General features: G+C 60.5%; 14 protein-coding genes, 1 tRNA gene and 3 pseudogenes. 11 read left to right on the forward strand and 7 right to left on the reverse strand.

Going from position 1 to position 17631, the window contains the following annotated elements:
- Positions 1-2 precede the first annotated feature (2 nt).
- Positions 3-440: a universal stress protein gene (locus SALMUC_RS11135; protein ID WP_020039530.1), complete on the reverse strand. Its 438-nt coding sequence runs from the start codon at positions 438-440 to the stop codon at positions 3-5.
- Positions 441-688: 248 nt separating this feature from the next.
- Between SALMUC_RS11135 and SALMUC_RS11140 the strand changes: the two genes are divergently transcribed.
- Complete coding sequence (locus tag SALMUC_RS11140) at positions 689-1030, forward strand: DUF2853 family protein (protein ID WP_020039531.1); 342 nt, start codon at positions 689-691, stop codon at positions 1028-1030.
- Positions 1031-1233: 203 nt separating this feature from the next.
- Here SALMUC_RS11140 and SALMUC_RS11145 read toward each other — a convergent pair whose 3' ends face one another.
- The 4 genes and pseudogenes from SALMUC_RS11145 to tsaD all read right to left on the reverse strand — a co-directional run bounded on the left by SALMUC_RS11145 (position 1234) and on the right by tsaD (position 3964).
- On the reverse strand, positions 1234-1653 hold the full coding sequence (locus tag SALMUC_RS11145; RefSeq protein ID WP_020039532.1) for an EVE domain-containing protein: 420 nt from the start codon (positions 1651-1653) through the stop codon (positions 1234-1236).
- Complete coding sequence (locus SALMUC_RS11150; RefSeq protein ID WP_020039533.1) at positions 1650-1928, reverse strand: YciI family protein; 279 nt, start codon at positions 1926-1928, stop codon at positions 1650-1652. The genes SALMUC_RS11145 and SALMUC_RS11150 overlap by 4 nt, the downstream gene beginning before the upstream one ends.
- Positions 1925-2888, reverse strand: a pseudogene (locus SALMUC_RS11155) (NAD(P)H-dependent glycerol-3-phosphate dehydrogenase). The gene SALMUC_RS11150 and the pseudogene SALMUC_RS11155 overlap by 4 nt, the downstream one beginning before the upstream one ends.
- Positions 2885-3964, reverse strand: coding sequence for a tRNA (adenosine(37)-N6)-threonylcarbamoyltransferase complex transferase subunit TsaD (gene tsaD, locus SALMUC_RS11160; protein ID WP_020039535.1), 1080 nt, complete (start codon positions 3962-3964; stop codon positions 2885-2887). Before tsaD ends, SALMUC_RS11155 begins: the two are co-directional and overlap by 4 nt.
- Before the next feature lie 72 nt (positions 3965-4036).
- On the opposite strand from tsaD, the gene SALMUC_RS11165 reads away from it, so the two are divergent.
- The 4 genes from SALMUC_RS11165 to SALMUC_RS11180 all read left to right on the forward strand — a co-directional run bounded on the left by SALMUC_RS11165 (position 4037) and on the right by SALMUC_RS11180 (position 7902).
- Positions 4037-4780, forward strand: coding sequence for a uroporphyrinogen-III synthase (locus SALMUC_RS11165; protein ID WP_020039536.1), 744 nt, complete (start codon positions 4037-4039; stop codon positions 4778-4780).
- Positions 4781-4829: 49 nt separating this feature from the next.
- Complete coding sequence (locus SALMUC_RS11170; protein WP_156883489.1) at positions 4830-6227, forward strand: COG4223 family protein; 1398 nt, start codon at positions 4830-4832, stop codon at positions 6225-6227.
- Between the two features lie 10 nt (positions 6228-6237).
- A complete protein-coding gene (locus tag SALMUC_RS11175; protein WP_020039538.1) occupies positions 6238-7782 on the forward strand; it encodes a heme biosynthesis protein HemY in 1545 nt (514 codons plus the stop codon).
- Positions 7783-7826: 44 nt separating this feature from the next.
- A tRNA-Thr gene (locus tag SALMUC_RS11180) sits at positions 7827-7902 on the forward strand.
- Positions 7903-8682: 780 nt separating this feature from the next.
- Here SALMUC_RS11180 and SALMUC_RS11185 read toward each other — a convergent pair.
- Complete coding sequence (locus tag SALMUC_RS11185) at positions 8683-10188, reverse strand: DEAD/DEAH box helicase family protein (RefSeq protein WP_021120245.1); 1506 nt, start codon at positions 10186-10188, stop codon at positions 8683-8685.
- Between the two features lie 460 nt (positions 10189-10648).
- Here SALMUC_RS11185 and SALMUC_RS29735 point away from each other — a divergent pair.
- The 5 genes and pseudogenes from SALMUC_RS29735 to SALMUC_RS29745 all read left to right on the forward strand — a co-directional run bounded on the left by SALMUC_RS29735 (position 10649) and on the right by SALMUC_RS29745 (position 15604).
- A pseudogene (locus SALMUC_RS29735) lies at positions 10649-12199 on the forward strand (metallophosphoesterase family protein).
- A 61-nt stretch (positions 12200-12260) separates the two neighbouring features.
- Positions 12261-13217, forward strand: a complete 957-nt coding sequence (locus SALMUC_RS11195; protein ID WP_021119830.1) for an IS5 family transposase — start codon at positions 12261-12263, stop codon at positions 13215-13217.
- A gap of 227 nt (positions 13218-13444) precedes the next feature.
- Positions 13445-14011, forward strand: coding sequence for an STAND family AAA ATPase (locus SALMUC_RS29740; protein ID WP_156883474.1), 567 nt, complete (start codon positions 13445-13447; stop codon positions 14009-14011).
- 218 nt (positions 14012-14229) lie between these two features.
- Positions 14230-14442: pseudogene (locus SALMUC_RS31050) on the forward strand (transposase); the annotation flags it as partial.
- A gap of 40 nt (positions 14443-14482) precedes the next feature.
- Positions 14483-15604 carry a hypothetical protein gene (locus SALMUC_RS29745; RefSeq protein WP_021120246.1) on the forward strand — a complete coding sequence of 374 codons (1122 nt, stop codon included), beginning with the start codon at positions 14483-14485 and terminating at the stop codon, positions 15602-15604.
- Positions 15605-15784: 180 nt separating this feature from the next.
- Here SALMUC_RS29745 and SALMUC_RS28895 read toward each other — a convergent pair whose 3' ends face one another.
- The gene (locus tag SALMUC_RS28895) at positions 15785-16801 is read right to left on the reverse strand and encodes a tyrosine-type recombinase/integrase (RefSeq protein WP_198014566.1); all 1017 of its coding nucleotides are present in this window, start codon (positions 16799-16801) and stop codon (positions 15785-15787) included.
- A 189-nt stretch (positions 16802-16990) separates the two neighbouring features.
- On the opposite strand from SALMUC_RS28895, the gene SALMUC_RS11210 reads away from it, so the two are divergent.
- Positions 16991-17631 (forward strand): nucleotide sugar dehydrogenase (locus SALMUC_RS11210; RefSeq protein WP_037371808.1); only part of this gene is annotated, 641 nt, incomplete at its 3' end.

The following is a 17631-nucleotide window of genomic DNA, read 5'->3' on the forward strand; positions in this document are numbered from 1 at the left end:
GCTCAGGGCACGATGACGAGGGGAACGGGCGAGATCTGCGCCAGCCCCATCGGGACCGATCCGAAGACCCGTGCCGCGACGGACTGCGAACCCGAGCGGCCGACGAAGATCATTCCGGCGCCGGCCTTGCCGGCCTCTTCGACGACAAGCTCGACCACGTTGCCGTAGCGGATGACGCATTCCGCCTCGATCCCGGCGGCCTTTACCTTGTCCAGCGCCGGGCCGGTCACGTCCGAGCGTGCGCGCTCGATCTCCTTGGCACGCCGGCCGTGGCGCTCTTCGAGCTCTTCCGGTGTCAGGAAGGAATAGGGCGACCACTCGAGAACGTGGACGAGTAGCAGCGTGGCGCCCTCGACGGCGGCGCGCTGCATGGCGTAGCCAAGAACGCCAGGATCGTCCTGGGCACCCTCGTAGGCCACGACAAAGACTTCGGAACTCATCTTCTGGAACCCCCGTTATGAATTGCTTTCCGCCGCGGGATAAGCTGCGCCGCGAATTCACCTATGCTCTGCGCTTCGTGACCTCGCTGTCACGGAAAATCTTTCAACTCTGACGCGCACTGGCGTCATGCAGTGGAAACTGCGGGCAATTTTTCCCTTCTGATCGCCGATTTGGCGGTTAGACTGGCCCATGTGCCCGGAATGGGCGGGGGGAGCGGGCCGTCGGTCTGCAAGAAAGGGAGCGAGTCATGGGCAAGCGGGACGACCTGATCGAGAAATACGCCGAGGATCTGCGCAGCAAGTGCGGGATGGAGCCGGACATGGCGCTGCTCACGAAGGTGACCATCGGCTGCGGGCCGGCGATCTACGATGCCGATGCATCGACCGTCGCGGCCTCGCAGCCCGGTGAGCTGGAGACGGTGAAGACCAATTTCCTGATCAAGAAGCTGGGCCTGTCCGACGGTCCCGAGCTGATGCAGGCGATCGAGTCGGTCATCGAGACCTACGGCCGGTCCGAGCGCGACAAGTACCGGGCCGTCGTCTACTACATGCTCGTCAAGCATTTCGGCAAGGAAGCGGTCTACGCCTGAGCCTGCCGCGCGCAGGTGGCGCGCATTTTAGGTATTCGGAGTTTGCCCGATACGCCCCGGGCGGATAAGGTATGGAAAACGGCCAGAATGGCCGGATCCGGTTTTGCCGCAGTGTGCGTGGGAGCACATGGGGGTGGCAACGGGGTCCGGCTTCGGCCGGGCCCCTTCGTTCTTCGCGCTTCCGCCGGATCGGCTGCCCGGCTTCAGGCCGTGAGGCCCGCCATGCCGCAGACGATGCGCCATTCCTCCTCGGTCACCGGCTGCACCGAAAGGCGAGAGTTCTTCACCAGCACCATGTCGCCCAGCCCCGGCTCGGCCTTGATGTCGTCGAGCGTGACCGGCGTGGCCGCTGTTTCCAGCGCCTTGATGTCCACGCACTCCCAGCGGTCATCGTCGGTCGTGCTGTCGGGATGCGCCTCGGCGATCACCTCGACGGTGCCGACGACGGACTTCTCCTTCTGCGAATGGTAGAAGAAGCCGCGGTCGCCCACCGCCATCTCGCGCATGAAGTTACGCGCCTGGTAGTTGCGCACGCCGTCCCATTCCTCGCCCGCGTCGCCCTTGGCCACCTGGTCGTCCCAGGACCAGGTCGAAGGCTCGGACTTGAACAGCCAGTATCTCATCCGATCACCTTCTTCCACGCCACCAGCTCTACGCTGTCGAAGAGCCCGGACTTGGCGTAGGGATCGTTGTCGGCCCAGTCCTGCGCGGCGGCCATGTCGGCCACGTCGAGGATAACGAGGCTGCCCGCCATTTCGCCCGTCTCGTCCAGCAGCGGGCCGGCCTGCGACACCACGCCGGTCGACTCGATGTAGGCAAGGTGCGCCTCGCGGTTGTCCTTGCGGATCTGCAGGGCATTGGATTTGTCTTTGGCGAAAAGCGCGACGAGCATGGTCATTCCTCCTTGAGCGGTCTCGAAAACAGGTCGTTGAGCGCATCCTGCACCGTCAGGCGGCCCTCCACCAGCCCGGCGACGACCTCCGAGATCGGCATCGGCAACCCGCGTTGCGCGGCGATGGCGGTGACCGCCCGCGCGGTGGCCGCGCCCTCGACGGTGACGCCCGACTCCATGTCGTCGCCGCGCCCCAGCGCATGGCCGTAGCGGTAGTTCCGCGACAGTTCGGAGGTGCAGGTCAGTGCGAGGTCGCCCAGCCCCGAGAGCCCGGTCAGTCGTTTCGGGTTGTGCGCCGTAGGCGGTGGCCAGGCGCGTCATCTCGGCGAAGCCGCGCGTCATCAGCGCCGCGCGGGCGCTGTCGCCCAGGCCCGCGCCGATGCAGGCGCCGCAGGCGATGGCCATGACGTTCTTGAGCGCGCCGCCCGTCTCGGCCCCGGTCACGTCGGTGGTGCGGTAGAGCCGCAGGGTCGCGGCCGACAGTTCGTGCTGCAGCGCCAGGCCGGCCGCCTCATCGGCGCAGGCCAGCGTCAGCGCGGTCGGCAGGCCGCGGGCGATGTCGGCGGCAAAGCTGGGGCCGGTGAGCACCGCGGCGGTCGCGCCCGGCTTCACCGTCGCGATGATCCGCGAAGGGCCGGTCGCGGTCTCGAGGTCGATGCCCTTGCTGCAGGCGACCAGAGCCGTGCCGTGGAGCGGCGCCTCGATCCGGCGCAGCAGGCCGGAGAGGGTCTGCATCGGCACCGCCAGCAGGATCAAGGGGGCCTGTGCCGCCGCGTCGAGGTCGTCGGTCACGGCGATGCCTCCGGGCAGCGTCACCCCGGGCAGCCGCGGCGCCTCTCGTGTCTCGGCGATCTGCGCCATCGTTCCGGTGTCGCGACCCCAGAGCGTGACCTCGTGCCCGTCCCGGGCCAGGACCACCGCCATGGCCGTGCCGAAGGCCCCGGCCCCGAGGACCGAGACGCTCATGCCTTGGCTCCCTTGCGACCCGAGCCCAGCATCGGCGCGGCGCCCTTGTCCAGCGGCCAGCGCGGCCGTGCGGCAAGGCTCATGTCCGAGGCCTCGCCCGCCGCGAGAAGCTCGCCCCCGGCATAGGCGATCATCGCGGCGTTGTCGGTACAGAGCCGCAGCGGCGGCGCGGTAAAGCGCACGCCGGCCTCGGCGCAGAGCGCCTGCAGCGCCCCGCGGATCTCGCCGTTGGCGGCGACGCCTCCCGCGATGGCGAAGGCGGGCTCGGCGGGTGCCTCGGCAAGATAGGTCTTCAGCGCACGGCGGGTCTTTTCCGCCAGCACGTCGCGCACCGCCGCCTGGAACCCGGCGCAGAGGTCGGCGCGGTCCTGCGCGCGCAGTCCGCCCTGCGTTTCGGCCAGCCGGTCGCGCATCCGCAGCAGCGCGGTCTTGAGCCCGGAAAAGGACATGTCGCAGCCCGGCCGGTCCAGCAGCGGGCGCGGAAAGGCAAAGCGCGCCGCATCGCCCGCCTTTGCCTCGGCCTCGACCGAGGGGCCGCCCGGCTGCGGCAGGCCCAGCAGGCGCGCGGTCTTGTCGAAGGCCTCACCGGGCGCGTCGTCGATGGTGCCGCCGAGGCGCGAGAAGTCCTGCGGCCCGCGCACCACGAGGAACTGGCAATGCCCGCCCGAGACCAGCAGCATGAGGTAGGGATAGGACAGCCCGTCGGTCAGCCGAGGCGTCAGCGCGTGCCCCGCGAGGTGGTTCACCCCCACCAGCGGCTTGCCCAGCCCGGCGGCGATGCCCTTGGCCGTCATGACCCCCGAAAGCACACCGCCGATCAGTCCCGGCCCTGCGGTGACCGCCACGGCGTCGATTTCCTCAAGAGGGATGCCGGCCTGCTCCAGCGCCTGTTCGACGGCGAGATCGAGCTTCTCGGCGTGGGCGCGGGCGGCGATCTCGGGGACGACGCCGCCAAAGGCCGCGTGCAGCTCGGCCTGTCCCATGACGACCGAGGACAGGATCTCGCGGCCGCGCAGCACGGCGGCGGCCGTGTCGTCGCAGCTGCTTTCAAGTCCGAGGATGGTGAGATCGCGCATGGCGCCGTCCGTTGCACAATGACGGAGCAGCAGCTACCACCGTCGCGGGTTTCCCACAATATCGGAGCGTTCATGGCCCCGCCGCTGCCCGTGCTTCTGATGACCCGCCCCGAGCGCGACTCGCGGCGCTTCATCGACGCCCTGCGCGGGGCGCGTGCGCCGGACTTTGCCCCCGTGATCAGCCCGCTGATCGGCATTGCCCCGACCGGGCCGCTGCCCGACATGGCCGGGCGGCAGCCGGTCTTCACCTCCGCGAACGGCGTGCGGGCCTTCACCGCGTTAGGGGGCAAGGGCGCGGGTCCCTGCTATACCGTGGGCGCGGCCACGGCGCGCGTCGCACGGGACGCCGGATTCGAGCCGCGCAGCGCGGGCGGGAACGCGGACGACCTGGTGGCGTTGATCCTGCGCGATGCGCCGGGGGTGCCGCTCGTGCATCTGCACGGCACCCATGCCCGCGGCCGCGTGGCCGATCGCCTGCGCGCCGACGGGCTGGCGGCCGAGGGCGCGGCGATCTACGATCAGCCGGCGCTGCCGTTGACCGACGCGGCACGCGCGGCGCTGGCGGCAGACGTGCCGGTGGTGGCGCCGCTCTTCTCGCCGCGCAGCGCGGCCCTGTTCGGTGACCTGTCGCCGGGCGCTGCGCCTCTTATCGTCGCAGCGATGAGTGACGAGGTGTCGGCGGCGCTGGGCGGGCTATATTCGGAACGACTCGTCACGGCCCGGCGCCCGGACGGGCAGGCGATGGCAGAGGCCGTGGCCGAGGCGCTAAAGATGGCGCAAAAGCTTGTGGACCCGCGCGGGTCTGTGAAAGGTTAGGGCGGCACGCGAAGGCGTGCCAAGACGATGGATGGAAAGGGTGGAGCGCGTGGCCGACGAAAAGAACCCCGTGGACGGACCCCAGGACGACGCGACGGACGGTGCCGATGGCCGGACGCTGAAGGCGCCGGTGCACAGCCCGGCGACCGAGCCGATGACGGGCACCGGTCCCGACCTGGTCGCCCCGGTGCACAACCCGGCAGGCAAGCCGCGCGCGGAATGGGCCGGTGCGGCCAGCGCCGACGACACCGCCGGCACGGACGAGGACAGCGCGATCTTCTCGGTCGGCGAGGCCGAAGAGCTCAAGCAGGACGACTCGGGCGAGGACAGCCCGCTGGCCGTCGGCGAAGAGCCTGATCGGCTGGACCGGGGCGCCTCTGCCACTGCGACCGGCGCCGGGCCACAGATCGTCCGCGAGACCGTGGTCGAGCGCAAGGGCGGCTTCTTTCCGGTGCTGCTGGGCGGCGTGATCGCCGCGGCGCTGGGCTACGGCGCCTCGGCCTGGGTGAACCAGACCTGGCCCTTCGACTCTGCAGCGGTGCCCGACACCTTCGAGGATGACACGCGCGCGGCGCTCGACGAGCAGACCGCGCAGATCGAAACGCTCACCGGCCGGCTGGACGAGACCACGTCGCGGGTCGACGGGATCGACCTGACGCCCCTCGAGAATGCCGACACCCGGATCGACGAGGCCGTCGCGAACCTCTCCGAACAGCTGGATGCCGCCACCGGCGAGTTCGGCGCGCTGTCTGCCCGGCTCGACGAGTTCGACAGCCGCCTGACCGCGCTGGAAAAGGCCCCGGTCGAGGAGACCGTCTCGCCCGAGGCGATCGCCGCCTACGAACGTGAGCTCGAGGGCTTCCGCGAGGCCATGGCCGAGCAGCGCCGCGAGGTCGAGGCGATGACCGAGGAAGCGCTCGCCGCCGAGGCCAACGCCGAGGAGCAGGCCAGCCTCGCGCAGTCGCGCGAGGCGCTGGCCGAGGTCAACGCCGCGCTGCGCGAGGGCGAGCCCTATGCCACGCAGCTCGGCGCGCTCGAGACGACGGGCGTGTCGATCCCGGAAGCGCTCAGTGCCCCGGCCGCCGACGGCGTCCCGACCCTCGCGGTCCTGACCGAAGAGTTCCCGCCGCTGGCGCGCGAGGCGCTCGCCGCCGCACGCCGCGCCGAATCGAGCGACGAAGACGGCGCGGGCCGGTTCGCCACCTTCCTGGCCAACCAGCTTGGCGCCCGCTCGGTCACCCCGCGCGAGGGCGACAGCGCAGATGCCATCCTGTCGCGTGCCGAGGAATCGCTGCGCGCCGGGGACCTGCCGGCCACGCTCGAGGAACTCGAGGCGCTGCCCGAGCCCTCGGCCGAGGTGCTGTCCGACTGGATGGCGCGCGCGACCACGCGGGCCGAGGCCATTGCAGCCGCGCAGGGCGTGGCACAGAATCTGAACGAGGAATAAGGGTCGCAACATGCTCTGGTCACTTCTGAAGATCGTCATCTTCGTCGCCGCGGTCGCGGCCCTGACCCTCGGCGCCGGTTACGTGATGGAAAGCCAGGGCGGCCTCCAGATCACCGCCGGCGGTTACGAGTTCAACCTCGGCCCGCTCCAATCGGTGATCGCCGTCATCGTGCTGGTGATCGCGCTCTACGTGCTGTTCAAGCTGGTGTCGCTGCTGGTGGCGCTGATCCGCTTCATCAACGGCGATGACACCGCGCTCTCGCGCTACTTCGACCGCAACCGCGAGAAAAAGGGCTACCAGGCGCTCTCCGAAGGGCTTCTGGCGCTCGCCTCGGGCGAGGGGCGGCTGGCGATGGCCAAGGCGCAGAAGGCGGAACGCTACCTGCACAAGCCCGAGGTGACGAACCTGCTGACGGCGCAGGCCGCCGAGATGTCTGGCGACACCCGCAAGGCCGAGGAGGTCTACAAGAAGCTCATCGCGAACGAGGAGACCCGCTTTGTCGGTATCCGCGGCATGATGAAGCAGAAGCTCGCCCGCGGCGATTCCGAGACCGCGCTGAAGCTGGCCGAGCGGGCCTTTACCCTCAAACCGAAGCACGAGGAAGTGCAGGACGTCCTGCTCAGGTTGCAGGCGCAGAAGCACGACTGGCAGGGCGCGCGCCGCACGCTGACCGCCAAGCTCAAGCACGGGGCACTGCCGCGCGACGTCTACCGCCGCCGCGACGCGGTGCTGGCACTCTCCGAGGCCAAGGACATCCTCGACGAGGACAAGCCCATCGAGGCGCGCGAGGCGGCCATCGCCTCGGCCAAGTCCTCGCCCGACCTGATCCCGGCCGCCTGCATGGCCGCGCGGTCGCACATCGCCGACGGCAAGCCCAAGCTGGCGGTGCGCGTGCTCAAGAAGGGCTGGTCGGTCGAGCCGCACCCCGATCTCGCGGCGGCCTTCGCCGAGATCGCACCCGAGGAGACGCCCGCCGAACGCATCAAGCGCTTCCGCACGCTCACCTCGGTCCGGCCCGAACACCGCGAAACGCGCCTGCTCAAGGCCGAGCTGGCGCTCGCGGCCGAGGATTTCCCCGAGGCGCGCCGTGCGCTGGGTGACCTGGTCGAGAAAGAGCCCGACGCGCGGGTGCTGACGGTCATGGCCGCCATCGAGCGCGGCGAAGGCGCCAAGGACGAGGTCGTGCGGGGCTGGCTGGCCAAGGCGCTGACCGCGCCGCGCGGGCCGCAGTGGGTCTGCGAGAACTGCAACCACATCCACGCCGAGTGGGTGCCGGTCTGCGAGAACTGCGAGGCCTTCGACACCCTGGCGTGGAAGCGTCCGCCGCATCCCGACTCGCCGGGCGCCACCGGCGCCGAGATGCTGCCGCTGATCGTGGGAAGCCTCGAGGACAAGTCGGCCGAAGAGCCCCCCGCGACCGAGGAGGCCGCGCCGGAGATCCTGGCGCCCGAGCCTCCGACCGAGGCCGGCCGCGCTGCGGCCGAGGCCACCGAACCGCCTGCGGCGGAAGAGGCGGAGCCCTCCGAGGAGCGCGAGAAAGAGAAGGCAAAATAGGTCTTTTCCTGCGCCGAGGGCGGTGCTAATAGCCCGCCCACGGTGCCGGTGTAGCTCAGCTGGTAGAGCACGTCATTCGTAATGATGGGGTCGTAGGTTCGAGTCCTATCACCGGCACCAGTTAAACCTAAGAAGATGAGGCACTTCCCGAGTTGCGTGCGTAGCTAGGGTACCCCATCAACTAGGGTTTGTCACAGCCTTCGTCACAGTTGTCACAGTCCGCCCCTGCAAGATTCTCAGCCCGCCTTGTGACATCCTTGGCCGATTCCAAGTATATGACTATGCGAGACCCATCATCATGAATGGTCTCGTTGCACTCGACCGGCTCGCTTCGCAGCGAGGACGTGCTCTACCAGCTGAGCTACACCGGCACCGTGGGTAGGCTGACCAGCCACGAGATTTTCTCAGTAAAATTCTGACAGTCGGCATTGTGAAACGAAGGGTGGGGAGCAGTCACAGTGAGAGTTTCTGTGACAAAGCTAGTAACCACCTGACTTCGTTGGGTAATGCGCTTCATGCTCATTGATGGTGCCGTGGGATTGCTCCACGATCCGTTAAGTAAGGGGGCAGGGGGGGATGCCATCAAGGCGTCTATGAATCATCGGAACCCAAAATTTTCTCGTGAAAAATCTCAGAGATGGGCCAGCCTGACATCCTGAGAGCGGTTAAGGGCGCTTGCAATGACAACCCAGTGCGCAGGGTAACAGATGCTCGCCAGCCAACGCCTTCGGCAGTAACGAAGAAAACAGGGGACGAAGAAAATTCATTATATTTCAATACCTTAAGAAATGCTGAGTAACCGAAGTTTGGTTAGTGTCAGTTGTAGTCGCAATGCCCTTAGTGTATTGGTCGACGTGGAAGCACTAGGGGTAACATTAGACCTATATAGTAAAGCGTATGTTACCCCTTGGCCTTGAGGTTTGGAGATCTGATCTCCACGTACCACTCGTGCTTCTTTAGCGGAACCTCTCCTTTGTCATTCAGGAGCTTGCGATATTTCGAGTACGCGCTGTTGTCTTGCTTCGTGTAGTGGATGCCGTGACCGTTCAAGACCTTCTCTTGTTGGGTTGGTTTACTCAATCTCGGTAGCTTCGTGATCTGGCCCTTGTTCGTTGCGCCAGGGAAAAGGTCCACAACCTGAGCGGCGCAGAAGCTGGAAGGCACCACCAAATTGATCGGGTTCTCCCTGTCACGCAGCCTTAGTGAACAACGCCCAATTGTTTGGTACGTATGGGAAAATCGCCAAAGCTCGTAGAGCTGCGCTTCTTCTAGGTCAAAAAGCTCAAGCATCCGCTTCTTCACCCAAGGTTGTGGATTGATGCACAAGAGTGAGAACACCGTGTCGAAGTTCTGGTAGTGGTTAAGTCCTGCGTTGTGTGGAGGCATCTTCGCCCCCTCGAGTACGTTGTCTGGGTTCTTGAAGTCCGAGTTTGCAGCCCAACAGTACGCACCATCCGGAAACTGCTCGTTGAGTTGGCGGGCAGCCTCAAAGATCACCTGTTTTCGCGGATCGTCCTCCCCCTGCTCACCAGTTTCAAAGTTTCGGCGAAAGTTGTTCCTACTTGGCAAGTCGGCTTCGTGAAGGGCGTGCCACACTGAAATCAATGGGCCTTTTGCAGCATGGGAATCGAAGAGATCGGCAGCTATGGGGGAGTCTTGGAACTTCAAGCCATAGCGTTGCTCCCATAAGAGAGGCATCAAGGTCCGTTCAAAAATTGCGACTATCAATGTCACTGAACGAAAAGCTTGCATCTGGCGGGGAGAGAAAACCGCGATGACCTCGATTGATTTTTCAGTCTCCCACAGGAACGCGTCATAATGTAGGCTAAGAACAAGTTCGCTGATCTCCCTAAAGCTGGGGGAGTTCAGATGATCCAGCTGCTTACCGGCCAACTTCTTTGGGTTAAATGCCGCCCATGCGAGAATTTCTTGCTCTCCCTCCGCCGGAGTGGTGAGGTGGGCTTGGTCAACGTTTAAGTGCTGAAGGTAGGTCGCCTTGTCGTTCGGCGAGAAGGTCACCATGCGAATTGGTGGAAGCCCCTCGTCAATGTATACAGCGAACCGGTTCTTCACATAGTCAGGAAGGTGGTCGAGCAGATACTCAAAGGTCTTGGTCGTAACAATGACGATGGGGGGAACGCCTGAGTTGTAGTCTTCGCAGGCTTTCATAGCCCTTGGATAGACACCCTCGGCGTCCATTTCATCTGACACCACTAAACGGATCGGGCCATTGTTCGAATACTCAGGCCTATCAACGAGAACCTTTTGGACTCGTTTAAAGATTTCTCCACATAGGTGAATTGTTGGGGCTACTAAAAGGTAGCCAACCCCAAGGTTGTCCCGAATATGCTCTAGCACTGCCTGTGTCTTGCCCGAGCCTACGCTACCTGAAAGTTTATAGAACATCGTCAGTTCACGTTATTTGTATCCAGAAGCACAAGTTCTTTACCCCAAAGCCCGGCCATTAGCACACTGTACTTGGTCAACGCGTTTATGGGAAGGGTTAAGGGTACGTACGTCCTGTAAGGATCATACTCGAGCTCTGTGTAGCCCGCGTAGCTCGAAGATGAGGACTTCGGACACCGCCGAAGAATATCGTGTTAAACGAGCGACGGAAGCGGCTACATTGACCATCCAGTTGCACAACTAGACTAGAGCGCCTCGACTAATGTTGTTCGGCGCTCTTCAACAGGCAAAATCCTGGCCGACCTGTTCGAGTATGTGCGTTGCTAAAAATCTCTCTGGGGAGCTGCCTCGAAACGGTCTTGAAATCGCGCAAAGTGCGCTGTTAGTATATTGCCCCGTGCCTCTACTAAAATGGGGGCACCCAAGATTAATATTTGTTATGGCTCCGAGGTGAGTGGACGTGAACGAAGAAAAACAAGAGCTGGGCGAGGTCCGTATACTTCATATTTCGGACCTTCATTTTAAGGTCTCGCGCTTGAATGATCAAAGAATTGTACTTTCCGCTTTTCTGAAGGATCTGAAGAAGCAGATTGAGGAATATGGAAACCCGGATTTTATCTTGTTCACCGGGGATCTGGTACACAGCGCCGATGATGAAGACGCTTACGAGCGCTTGTTTGACGAATTCGTTGAGGACTTACTGGAGGTTGCAGACTGAGGATATAGCCGAATCATATTTTCTCCGGGGAATCACGATTTAAAGCGTTCCGCCGTCGAGGAGCGGTGGGAGATGTTGACTAGCATTCGGGAGAGTTGCGACGATCCGGCAGCCGCGAATGAGAGATATTCCGATGGAGCAATTCGAGAGGTGATTGATTGTGTTCAATTGCCTTACTGGGATTTTTCAGAGTTTTTTGAATCTGAAGAAATAATCTTCGCAGATCGAATTGTTGAGGTTCGTGACTACGAGGAAAAAGGCATCGTAGTTATATCTCTGAATACATCGTTTGCGGGGTTGGGGGGGCTGAATGGAGAAAATGATCTTAGGAAACTTGTAGTTCCTGACGCTTCAATCGCAAACGCACTGTCTAAGGTGCCTGAGAACAGATTCGTAATTTGCGCGCACCATCATCCGTGGAGTTGGGTTTCTGAAAGTTGTGAAAAGTTGCTTCGGACAAAGTTGGATAAAGTTGCGGACATGTATTTGTTTGGGCACGTGCATGATCCTAGGCCAACTATAGAAGTAGCTTACAACGGGAAAGCGTTTTCGAACCAGACGGGCGCTTTGTTTACCTCCCGAGATGATAGATATATGGGTTACTCGATTATTCGTGTGACGCCACGTGAAAAGTTTGTACATTCCATTTGGCGTACGTACTATCCCAAAAGGGAGGAGTTTTCTGAGGCCAACGACATAAGCGAGACGTCCGGGCATCTCTATTCTGGAGACGATGCACGCAGTTTCTTTGATAAAATGTGGTCGCCTGGCGATATTCAGATCCTGAGAGAGTGGTGCGCTTCCGCAAACTACTCTTTACAAGCCGAGGAATTTGATCAAGGAATACTTGATAGGCCAGTGTCCGATACTTTTGTTGAGCCGCCAATTATTGAAATTGTGTTCGAGAAAGGGTCCGCCGAACTGGACGTTCCGCAAACTATAGAAAAGCGGAAAACGTTAGCCGACATTGTCTCTAGCAGCTCGAACTTCATCGTTTCAGCTCACCCTGAATACGGAAAGACTACGTTGCTAAAGCGTGCTTGCTTGAATATATCCAATACAGCGAGCGGGTCCTCGAGTCGAAATTTTGTATCGGTCTTTTTAGATTTTCAGGCATTTAAGCCTGGATCGCGTAGGGTAGAGCGAGCGATCCGGTCTTCACTGCCAGATCTTCCGAATGGGTGTACCGTTCAAAGTATCTTGGAGGCCGGATATTTTACAGTCTGTGTAGATGACGTCGAGCCATCGGATGCGGTGCGCATGCGTGAGTTGCGACAGTTTGGGAGAGTCTGAAAAACCTCGCGCCTTGGCCGGGTTGAGGTAGACTGGGCGAGACGAAGAAGGATGCCCACCGATGCCCAAGCAACCTGCGTTTCCCGGTCTCCGCCACGCGATGAAGAAGAAGCAGACCCGGCGTGAGAAGTTTCTCGCGGAGATGGACGCGGTGGTGCCTTGGATGCGTCTGCTGGCGCTGATCGAGCCTCATTATCCGAAGGTCGGGCCGAAGGGCGGTCGGCCGCCGATGCCACTGGAGACGATGCTGCGGGTGTATTTCCTGCAGCAATGGTATGCGCTGAGCGATCCCATGGCTGAGGAGATGCTCTACGACAGCGAGTCCATGCGCCGGTTCGCAGGCATCGAACTCGGTGATGATCGTGTCCCGGATGAGACGACGATCCTGAACTTCAGACACCTGCTGGAGAAGCACGCGCTGACGGAGCGTTTGTTCGTTGAAGTGAACAAACATCTGGCCGATCAGGGCATCACGCTGCGCTCGGGCACACTGGTCGATGCGACGATCATCGACGCGCCGTCCTCGACCAAGAACGAAGCCGGGGCGCGCGATCCGGAGATGTCGTCAACGAAGAAGGGCAATGACTGGTTCTTCGGGATGAAGGCGCACGTTGGCGTCGATGCCGAGAGCGGCATCGTGCATAGCCTCGAGACCACCACGGCGAAGGTGCATGACAGCCAGGTCTGGGATGAGCTCCTCCATGGCGAGGAGACGTCGGTGTGGGCGGACAAGGGCTATGTCAGCGCTGCGCGCGAGGCCCATTTCTCCGGCCCGGACAAGTTCTGGGGCGTCATGCGGAAGGCGCCGAAGGGCGCTGCGCTGGACCCCATCGACGAGCACATCAATCGGATTATCGCGATGGTGCGGGCGCGGGTGGAGCATCCATTCCGCGTGCTCAAGCGCCAATTCGGGTATCTGAAGACCCGCTACCGTGGCCTCGCGAAGAACCGCGCGCAACTCTTCACGCTGTTCGCCCTCGGCAACCTGTTCCTCGTACGAAGAAAGCTGATGCCATGAGCCGGACTCTGTCCGAGGACCCCGTTTCGGGGCCTCAACAATGCCAAATCCGGCGAAATCAAATGCGCCTCGGGCTCACGCACCGATTTCACAGCCCGGATGGCCGGATGTCGGCGAAGCCGAAGCCGTAGTTCAGACCTTCCTTTGCATCACGGTATAGTTTGAACCGCTTTATTCTTTCGACTACTCGGAACCGTGATACTAGATTTTTGGAACCTGACTTTGGTATGGCCCAGTATTTCCATTCCGTTGTTCTCGATCCGTTTAGTAGGAAAAACCTTCGCACGCTAGTTCGCAAATGGGACGATCCGAACATCGGTGAGGAAAAGCTTCTTGAGCGAGTTATCTCTGAGCTTCGTGCGATAAATGTGCCTCAAACTCCAATTAATAGTTCTCTGCTGATTGATATCGTTACAAGTGACCCGACCTATACGCCCATCAACAGGCCAAATTTAATTGAGCGATTTATTGAGACCCTGCTTCAAAAAAGATCCCTGCAGCAAGCTCAAAGAAGAAAGTTTGACTTCACCAATCAGGTTCACTTTTTGGGTGTTGTCGCTGAGCATATGTGTCGCGAAAATGCTTATTTCTTTTCAATGGACAGTCTTTCGGAGTTTACTGCAAGATACTTACATGATTTTGGTCTTGCGTTCAATTCGAGAGAGTTGATTGATGGGCTGCTGAACTCTCGTGTCCTTTCGTATAAGGAAAATGATGATCGAGTGGTGTTTCGTTTTAGAGCATTTCTTGAGTACTTTGTGGCTAAGAGAATGTCCGAAGATCATGATTTCTAGGAGAGTCTGAAAAACCTCGCGCCTTGGCCGGGTTGAGGTAGACTGGGCGAGACGAAGAAGGATGCCCACCGATGCCCAAGCAACCTGCGTTTCCCGGTCTCCGCCACGCGATGAAGAAGAAGCAGACCCGGCGTGAGAAGTTTCTCGCGGAGATGGACGCGGTGGTGCCTTGGATGCGTCTGCTGGCGCTGATCGAGCCTCATTATCCGAAGGTCGGGCCGAAGGGCGCTGCGCTGGACCCCATCGACGAGCACATCAATCGGATTATCGCGATGGTGCGGGCGCGGGTGGAGCATCCATTCCGCGTGCTCAAGCGCCAATTCGGGTATCTGAAGACCCGCTACCGTGGCCTCGCGAAGAACCGCGCGCAACTCTTCACGCTGTTCGCCCTCGGCAACCTGTTCCTCGTACGAAGAAAGCTGATGCCATGAGCCGGACTCTGTCCGAGGACCCCGTTTCGGGGCCTCAACAATGCCAAATCCGGCGAAATCAAATGCGCCTCGGGCTCACGCACCGATTTCACAGCCCGGATGGCCGGATGTCGGCGAAGCCGAAGCCGTAGTTCAGACCTTCCTCTACGATTGGATATTCGATGAATCACGGTATCTGAGTTATTTAAATGAAGTTGAATACCTGTCTGGTCTCAAGCGGTCAGACCTTGGCGCTCTGGAGTTAGTTTCGGAACGCCATTTGCAGCTTCTTCGGGATGAATTTTCGCCAGATTTTGCTAAGATTATGTCGGAAGATAATCTAAACCTGCCAATGAGTCTCGAGGATAGTGAATCCTACGCCGCCGGTTTGGCTGAGCAGTTGAGTGAAGGGCCTCTATCTCTAGAAGAGCGCGATGAGTTGCTTGAAACAGAAATCCCACGCGACGCAGAAGGTCGCCAAGAGGTATATAGACCCGCTCCCAGAGACAGCTCTGAACGATTCATGCTTTCGCTTTTCATGTACACCAGTTTTGTGCGCAATAGTGAGCTAATTCCCGATCACGAGAAACGCCTTCATCTCGCCAACGTGCTCAAGAGTTGGGCGCATGTATTTTATGGATCATTCCTTCATATTCCGAGTCTAGTGAAGCATCGTAGTATTGTTATCAACGGATTACGGCATGTTGTAATATATCCAAAGAAATTTAGCGATGATCAAGTGGCGAAAATGATTGCTATTAGCATGCCGAAAGAATTGGCGCGCTTAATGTTCATTTTTTTGGGCTCAGAAAAGCTGGAAGCGCAGCTGAGACAGAGGGATCTGGCAGATGTCGATGAGCCGAAGATTTCACGTTTCTTTCGTGATTGTCTGTATATTGACCTTAAACTTCGCGGGTGGTCCAAGGTGCCTGGTCAATTTAATGAGCACGCTTCGGGTAAAAAATATTTTCATGAGGCTATGTTGTCGAAGGCAAGCGAAGTTTTCAGACTTGGCGCACTGGATAGGCGCGACTCACAGAATCTGGAAGAGTATATTAGTTCCACGTTTGCAAAATTGTACGGTGACGATCGCAAGGATTCTGAGAGAATTAGGAATAAGAAGAAAGCTAGCTTGAAGCGGGATCAGTTGCTTCGTGTTATGAGGCGAGGTCGCGATGAATGATTTGGCGTCGAGCAAGGGTGTGGCCGATTGGTGCTGCTTGGGCTCGGTACGACACAACGGAAAGGTGCGCTGTACCGTGGATGTACGACGCAGGAGATAGTAGTTGGCATCATGGGTCAGTGCATATAGTTGACTGCGCGCCGATAATCCGCACCGATAAATGGTGCGTGTCTTGTTCGGTTATTCCAGAAGATCGACTACGTCCTTCACGCTTAAATGGGTGTATCTATGGACACTCCTAGTGTCACGATGGCCGCTGACCATCATGATTTGAGCTTGGTTGAACCCGCGTCGCGCGACCTCAGTGATGCGGGTGTGCCGCATCTGGTGCATACGAACATGATCTGGAAGCCCAGTACGTTCACGCGCTCTCCTAATAGCCGTTGAGATGCTATGCGGTGCAACCGGGTACAGTCGAGTCTCGGGAGTCCTGCAGCGCTCACATGCGCTTCTGAGAAGATCTATAGCCCTGCTTGTAAGGGGAACAATGCGATCCCCTGTCTTGCCGTCCTCAACAACGAGAACGCGCTGGCCGAGCGAAAGGTGACGGGGTATCAACTTGGTGATCTCAGCCCTACGCATTGCGGTTTCATATGCGAGCTCGACTATCTCGGCCATCAGCGGATTGAGCGCCATGAGCAGCGTGTCGAGTTCGGACCTCTCTACAACTCGGGAGCGCGGCTTGGACGCGGAGGGTAAAGCAATGTTGCTGGCAGGTGAATGTACCGGAGCTTCACCGAAGATCATTTCCCTCTCGGCCCATCGGAAAAGCTTGTTGATGGTTTGTATCTCTTCTCGAACCGTGGGGCCGCTGGCTTCTTGAAGGCGTTTCACCTTGTACGCATTCACGTCTGTACGTTTGATTTGAAGGAAGGACTGGGGGAAGTGCTGTGCGATGCGTTCGATCCGGCCCAACATGTGATGCCTGGACGGCTTTCCCTTGAGCTGTGTGTTGCAGTAGTGCTGTCCCAGTGTCAGAAGCGTGTGCGGGCGGACTTCCGGCGTTGAAGTGGCGCTTGAAAGCTCTTGCTCTTTGATGCGGGCCCACTCGTTCGCAGTCTCGTAGTCGCTGAAGGTCTTGGAAATCGGCTTGTGGCCCGCTAACCTGATCTGCACGCAGTATTTTCCGTTTGATCGTTCTCTTACTGAAGCCATTGTGACATCCATCCTCATGTCTAGGGGATGCCTCATGTTCATGGCTTATTCGTAATGATGGGGTCGTAGGTTCGAGTCCTATCACCGGCACCAGTAATCCTCTCCACCATATTTGCTGCGCACTTTCCGCGCCGGCCAGCGCGATGTTGGCGGGTGCGCGGTCGACGCTTCGTTGACACGCGCCGTGGAGAGCAGCACAACGGATCACGTCAATGTGCGAGGGGCAGGACGATGAAGATTGCGATGATCGGAACGGGCTATGTCGGGCTCGTCTCGGGGGTGTGTTTTTCTGACTTCGGGCACGAGGTGGTCTGCGTCGACAAGGATCCGCGCAAGATCGAGATGCTCGAGCGCGGCGAGGTGCCGATCTACGAGCCCGGGCTCGACGTGCTCCTGCACAAGAACGTCGAGGCAGGGCGGCTGTCGTTCACGCTGGACCTGGAAAGCGCGATCGATGGCGCCCAGGCGGTCTTCATCGCCGTGGGCACGCCCACGCGGCGCGGTGACGGGCACGCCGACCTGCGCTACGTCATGGCCGCGGCCGAGGAGATCGCCCGCGCGGCCAGGCATCACCTCGTTGTCGTCACCAAGTCCACGGTGCCCGTCGGGACCAACCGCCAGGTCCGCGAGACCGTGGCGGCCGCGAACCCCGGGCTCGACTTCGACGTCGCCTCGAACCCCGAGTTCCTGCGCGAGGGCGCCGCGATCGAGGACTTCATGAAGCCCGACCGTGTTGTCGTCGGCGTCGAGACCGACCGCGCCGCGCAGGTCATGGCGGACATCTACCGCCCGCTCTACCTGCGCGAGTTCCCGATCCTGACCACCGACCTCGAGTCGGCGGAGATGATCAAGTACGCGGCCAATGCCTTCCT

Source organism: Salipiger mucosus DSM 16094, from assembly GCF_000442255.1.
GTDB classification, from domain to species: domain Bacteria; phylum Pseudomonadota; class Alphaproteobacteria; order Rhodobacterales; family Rhodobacteraceae; genus Salipiger; species Salipiger mucosus.

What these genes read in the sequence shown, in the direction of transcription:
- SALMUC_RS11135 (WP_020039530.1), bottom strand. Translation starts at nt 440, where the DNA reads ATGAGTTCCGAAGTCTTTGTCGTGGCCTACGAGGGTGCCCAGGACGAT.
- SALMUC_RS11140 (WP_020039531.1), top strand. Translation starts at nt 689, where the DNA reads ATGGGCAAGCGGGACGACCTGATCGAGAAATACGCCGAGGATCTGCGC.
- SALMUC_RS11145 (WP_020039532.1), bottom strand. Translation starts at nt 1,653, where the DNA reads ATGAGATACTGGCTGTTCAAGTCCGAGCCTTCGACCTGGTCCTGGGAC.
- SALMUC_RS11150 (WP_020039533.1), bottom strand. Translation starts at nt 1,928, where the DNA reads ATGACCATGCTCGTCGCGCTTTTCGCCAAAGACAAATCCAATGCCCTG.
- tsaD (WP_020039535.1), bottom strand. Translation starts at nt 3,964, where the DNA reads ATGCGCGATCTCACCATCCTCGGACTTGAAAGCAGCTGCGACGACACG.
- SALMUC_RS11165 (WP_020039536.1), top strand. Translation starts at nt 4,037, where the DNA reads ATGGCCCCGCCGCTGCCCGTGCTTCTGATGACCCGCCCCGAGCGCGAC.
- SALMUC_RS11175 (WP_020039538.1), top strand. Translation starts at nt 6,238, where the DNA reads ATGCTCTGGTCACTTCTGAAGATCGTCATCTTCGTCGCCGCGGTCGCG.
- SALMUC_RS11185 (WP_021120245.1), bottom strand. Translation starts at nt 10,188, where the DNA reads ATGTTCTATAAACTTTCAGGTAGCGTAGGCTCGGGCAAGACACAGGCA.
- SALMUC_RS11195 (WP_021119830.1), top strand. Translation starts at nt 12,261, where the DNA reads ATGCCCAAGCAACCTGCGTTTCCCGGTCTCCGCCACGCGATGAAGAAG.
- SALMUC_RS29740 (WP_156883474.1), top strand. Translation starts at nt 13,445, where the DNA reads ATGGCCCAGTATTTCCATTCCGTTGTTCTCGATCCGTTTAGTAGGAAA.
- SALMUC_RS29745 (WP_021120246.1), top strand. Translation starts at nt 14,483, where the DNA reads ATGCCAAATCCGGCGAAATCAAATGCGCCTCGGGCTCACGCACCGATT.
- SALMUC_RS28895 (WP_198014566.1), bottom strand. Translation starts at nt 16,801, where the DNA reads ATGAACATGAGGCATCCCCTAGACATGAGGATGGATGTCACAATGGCT.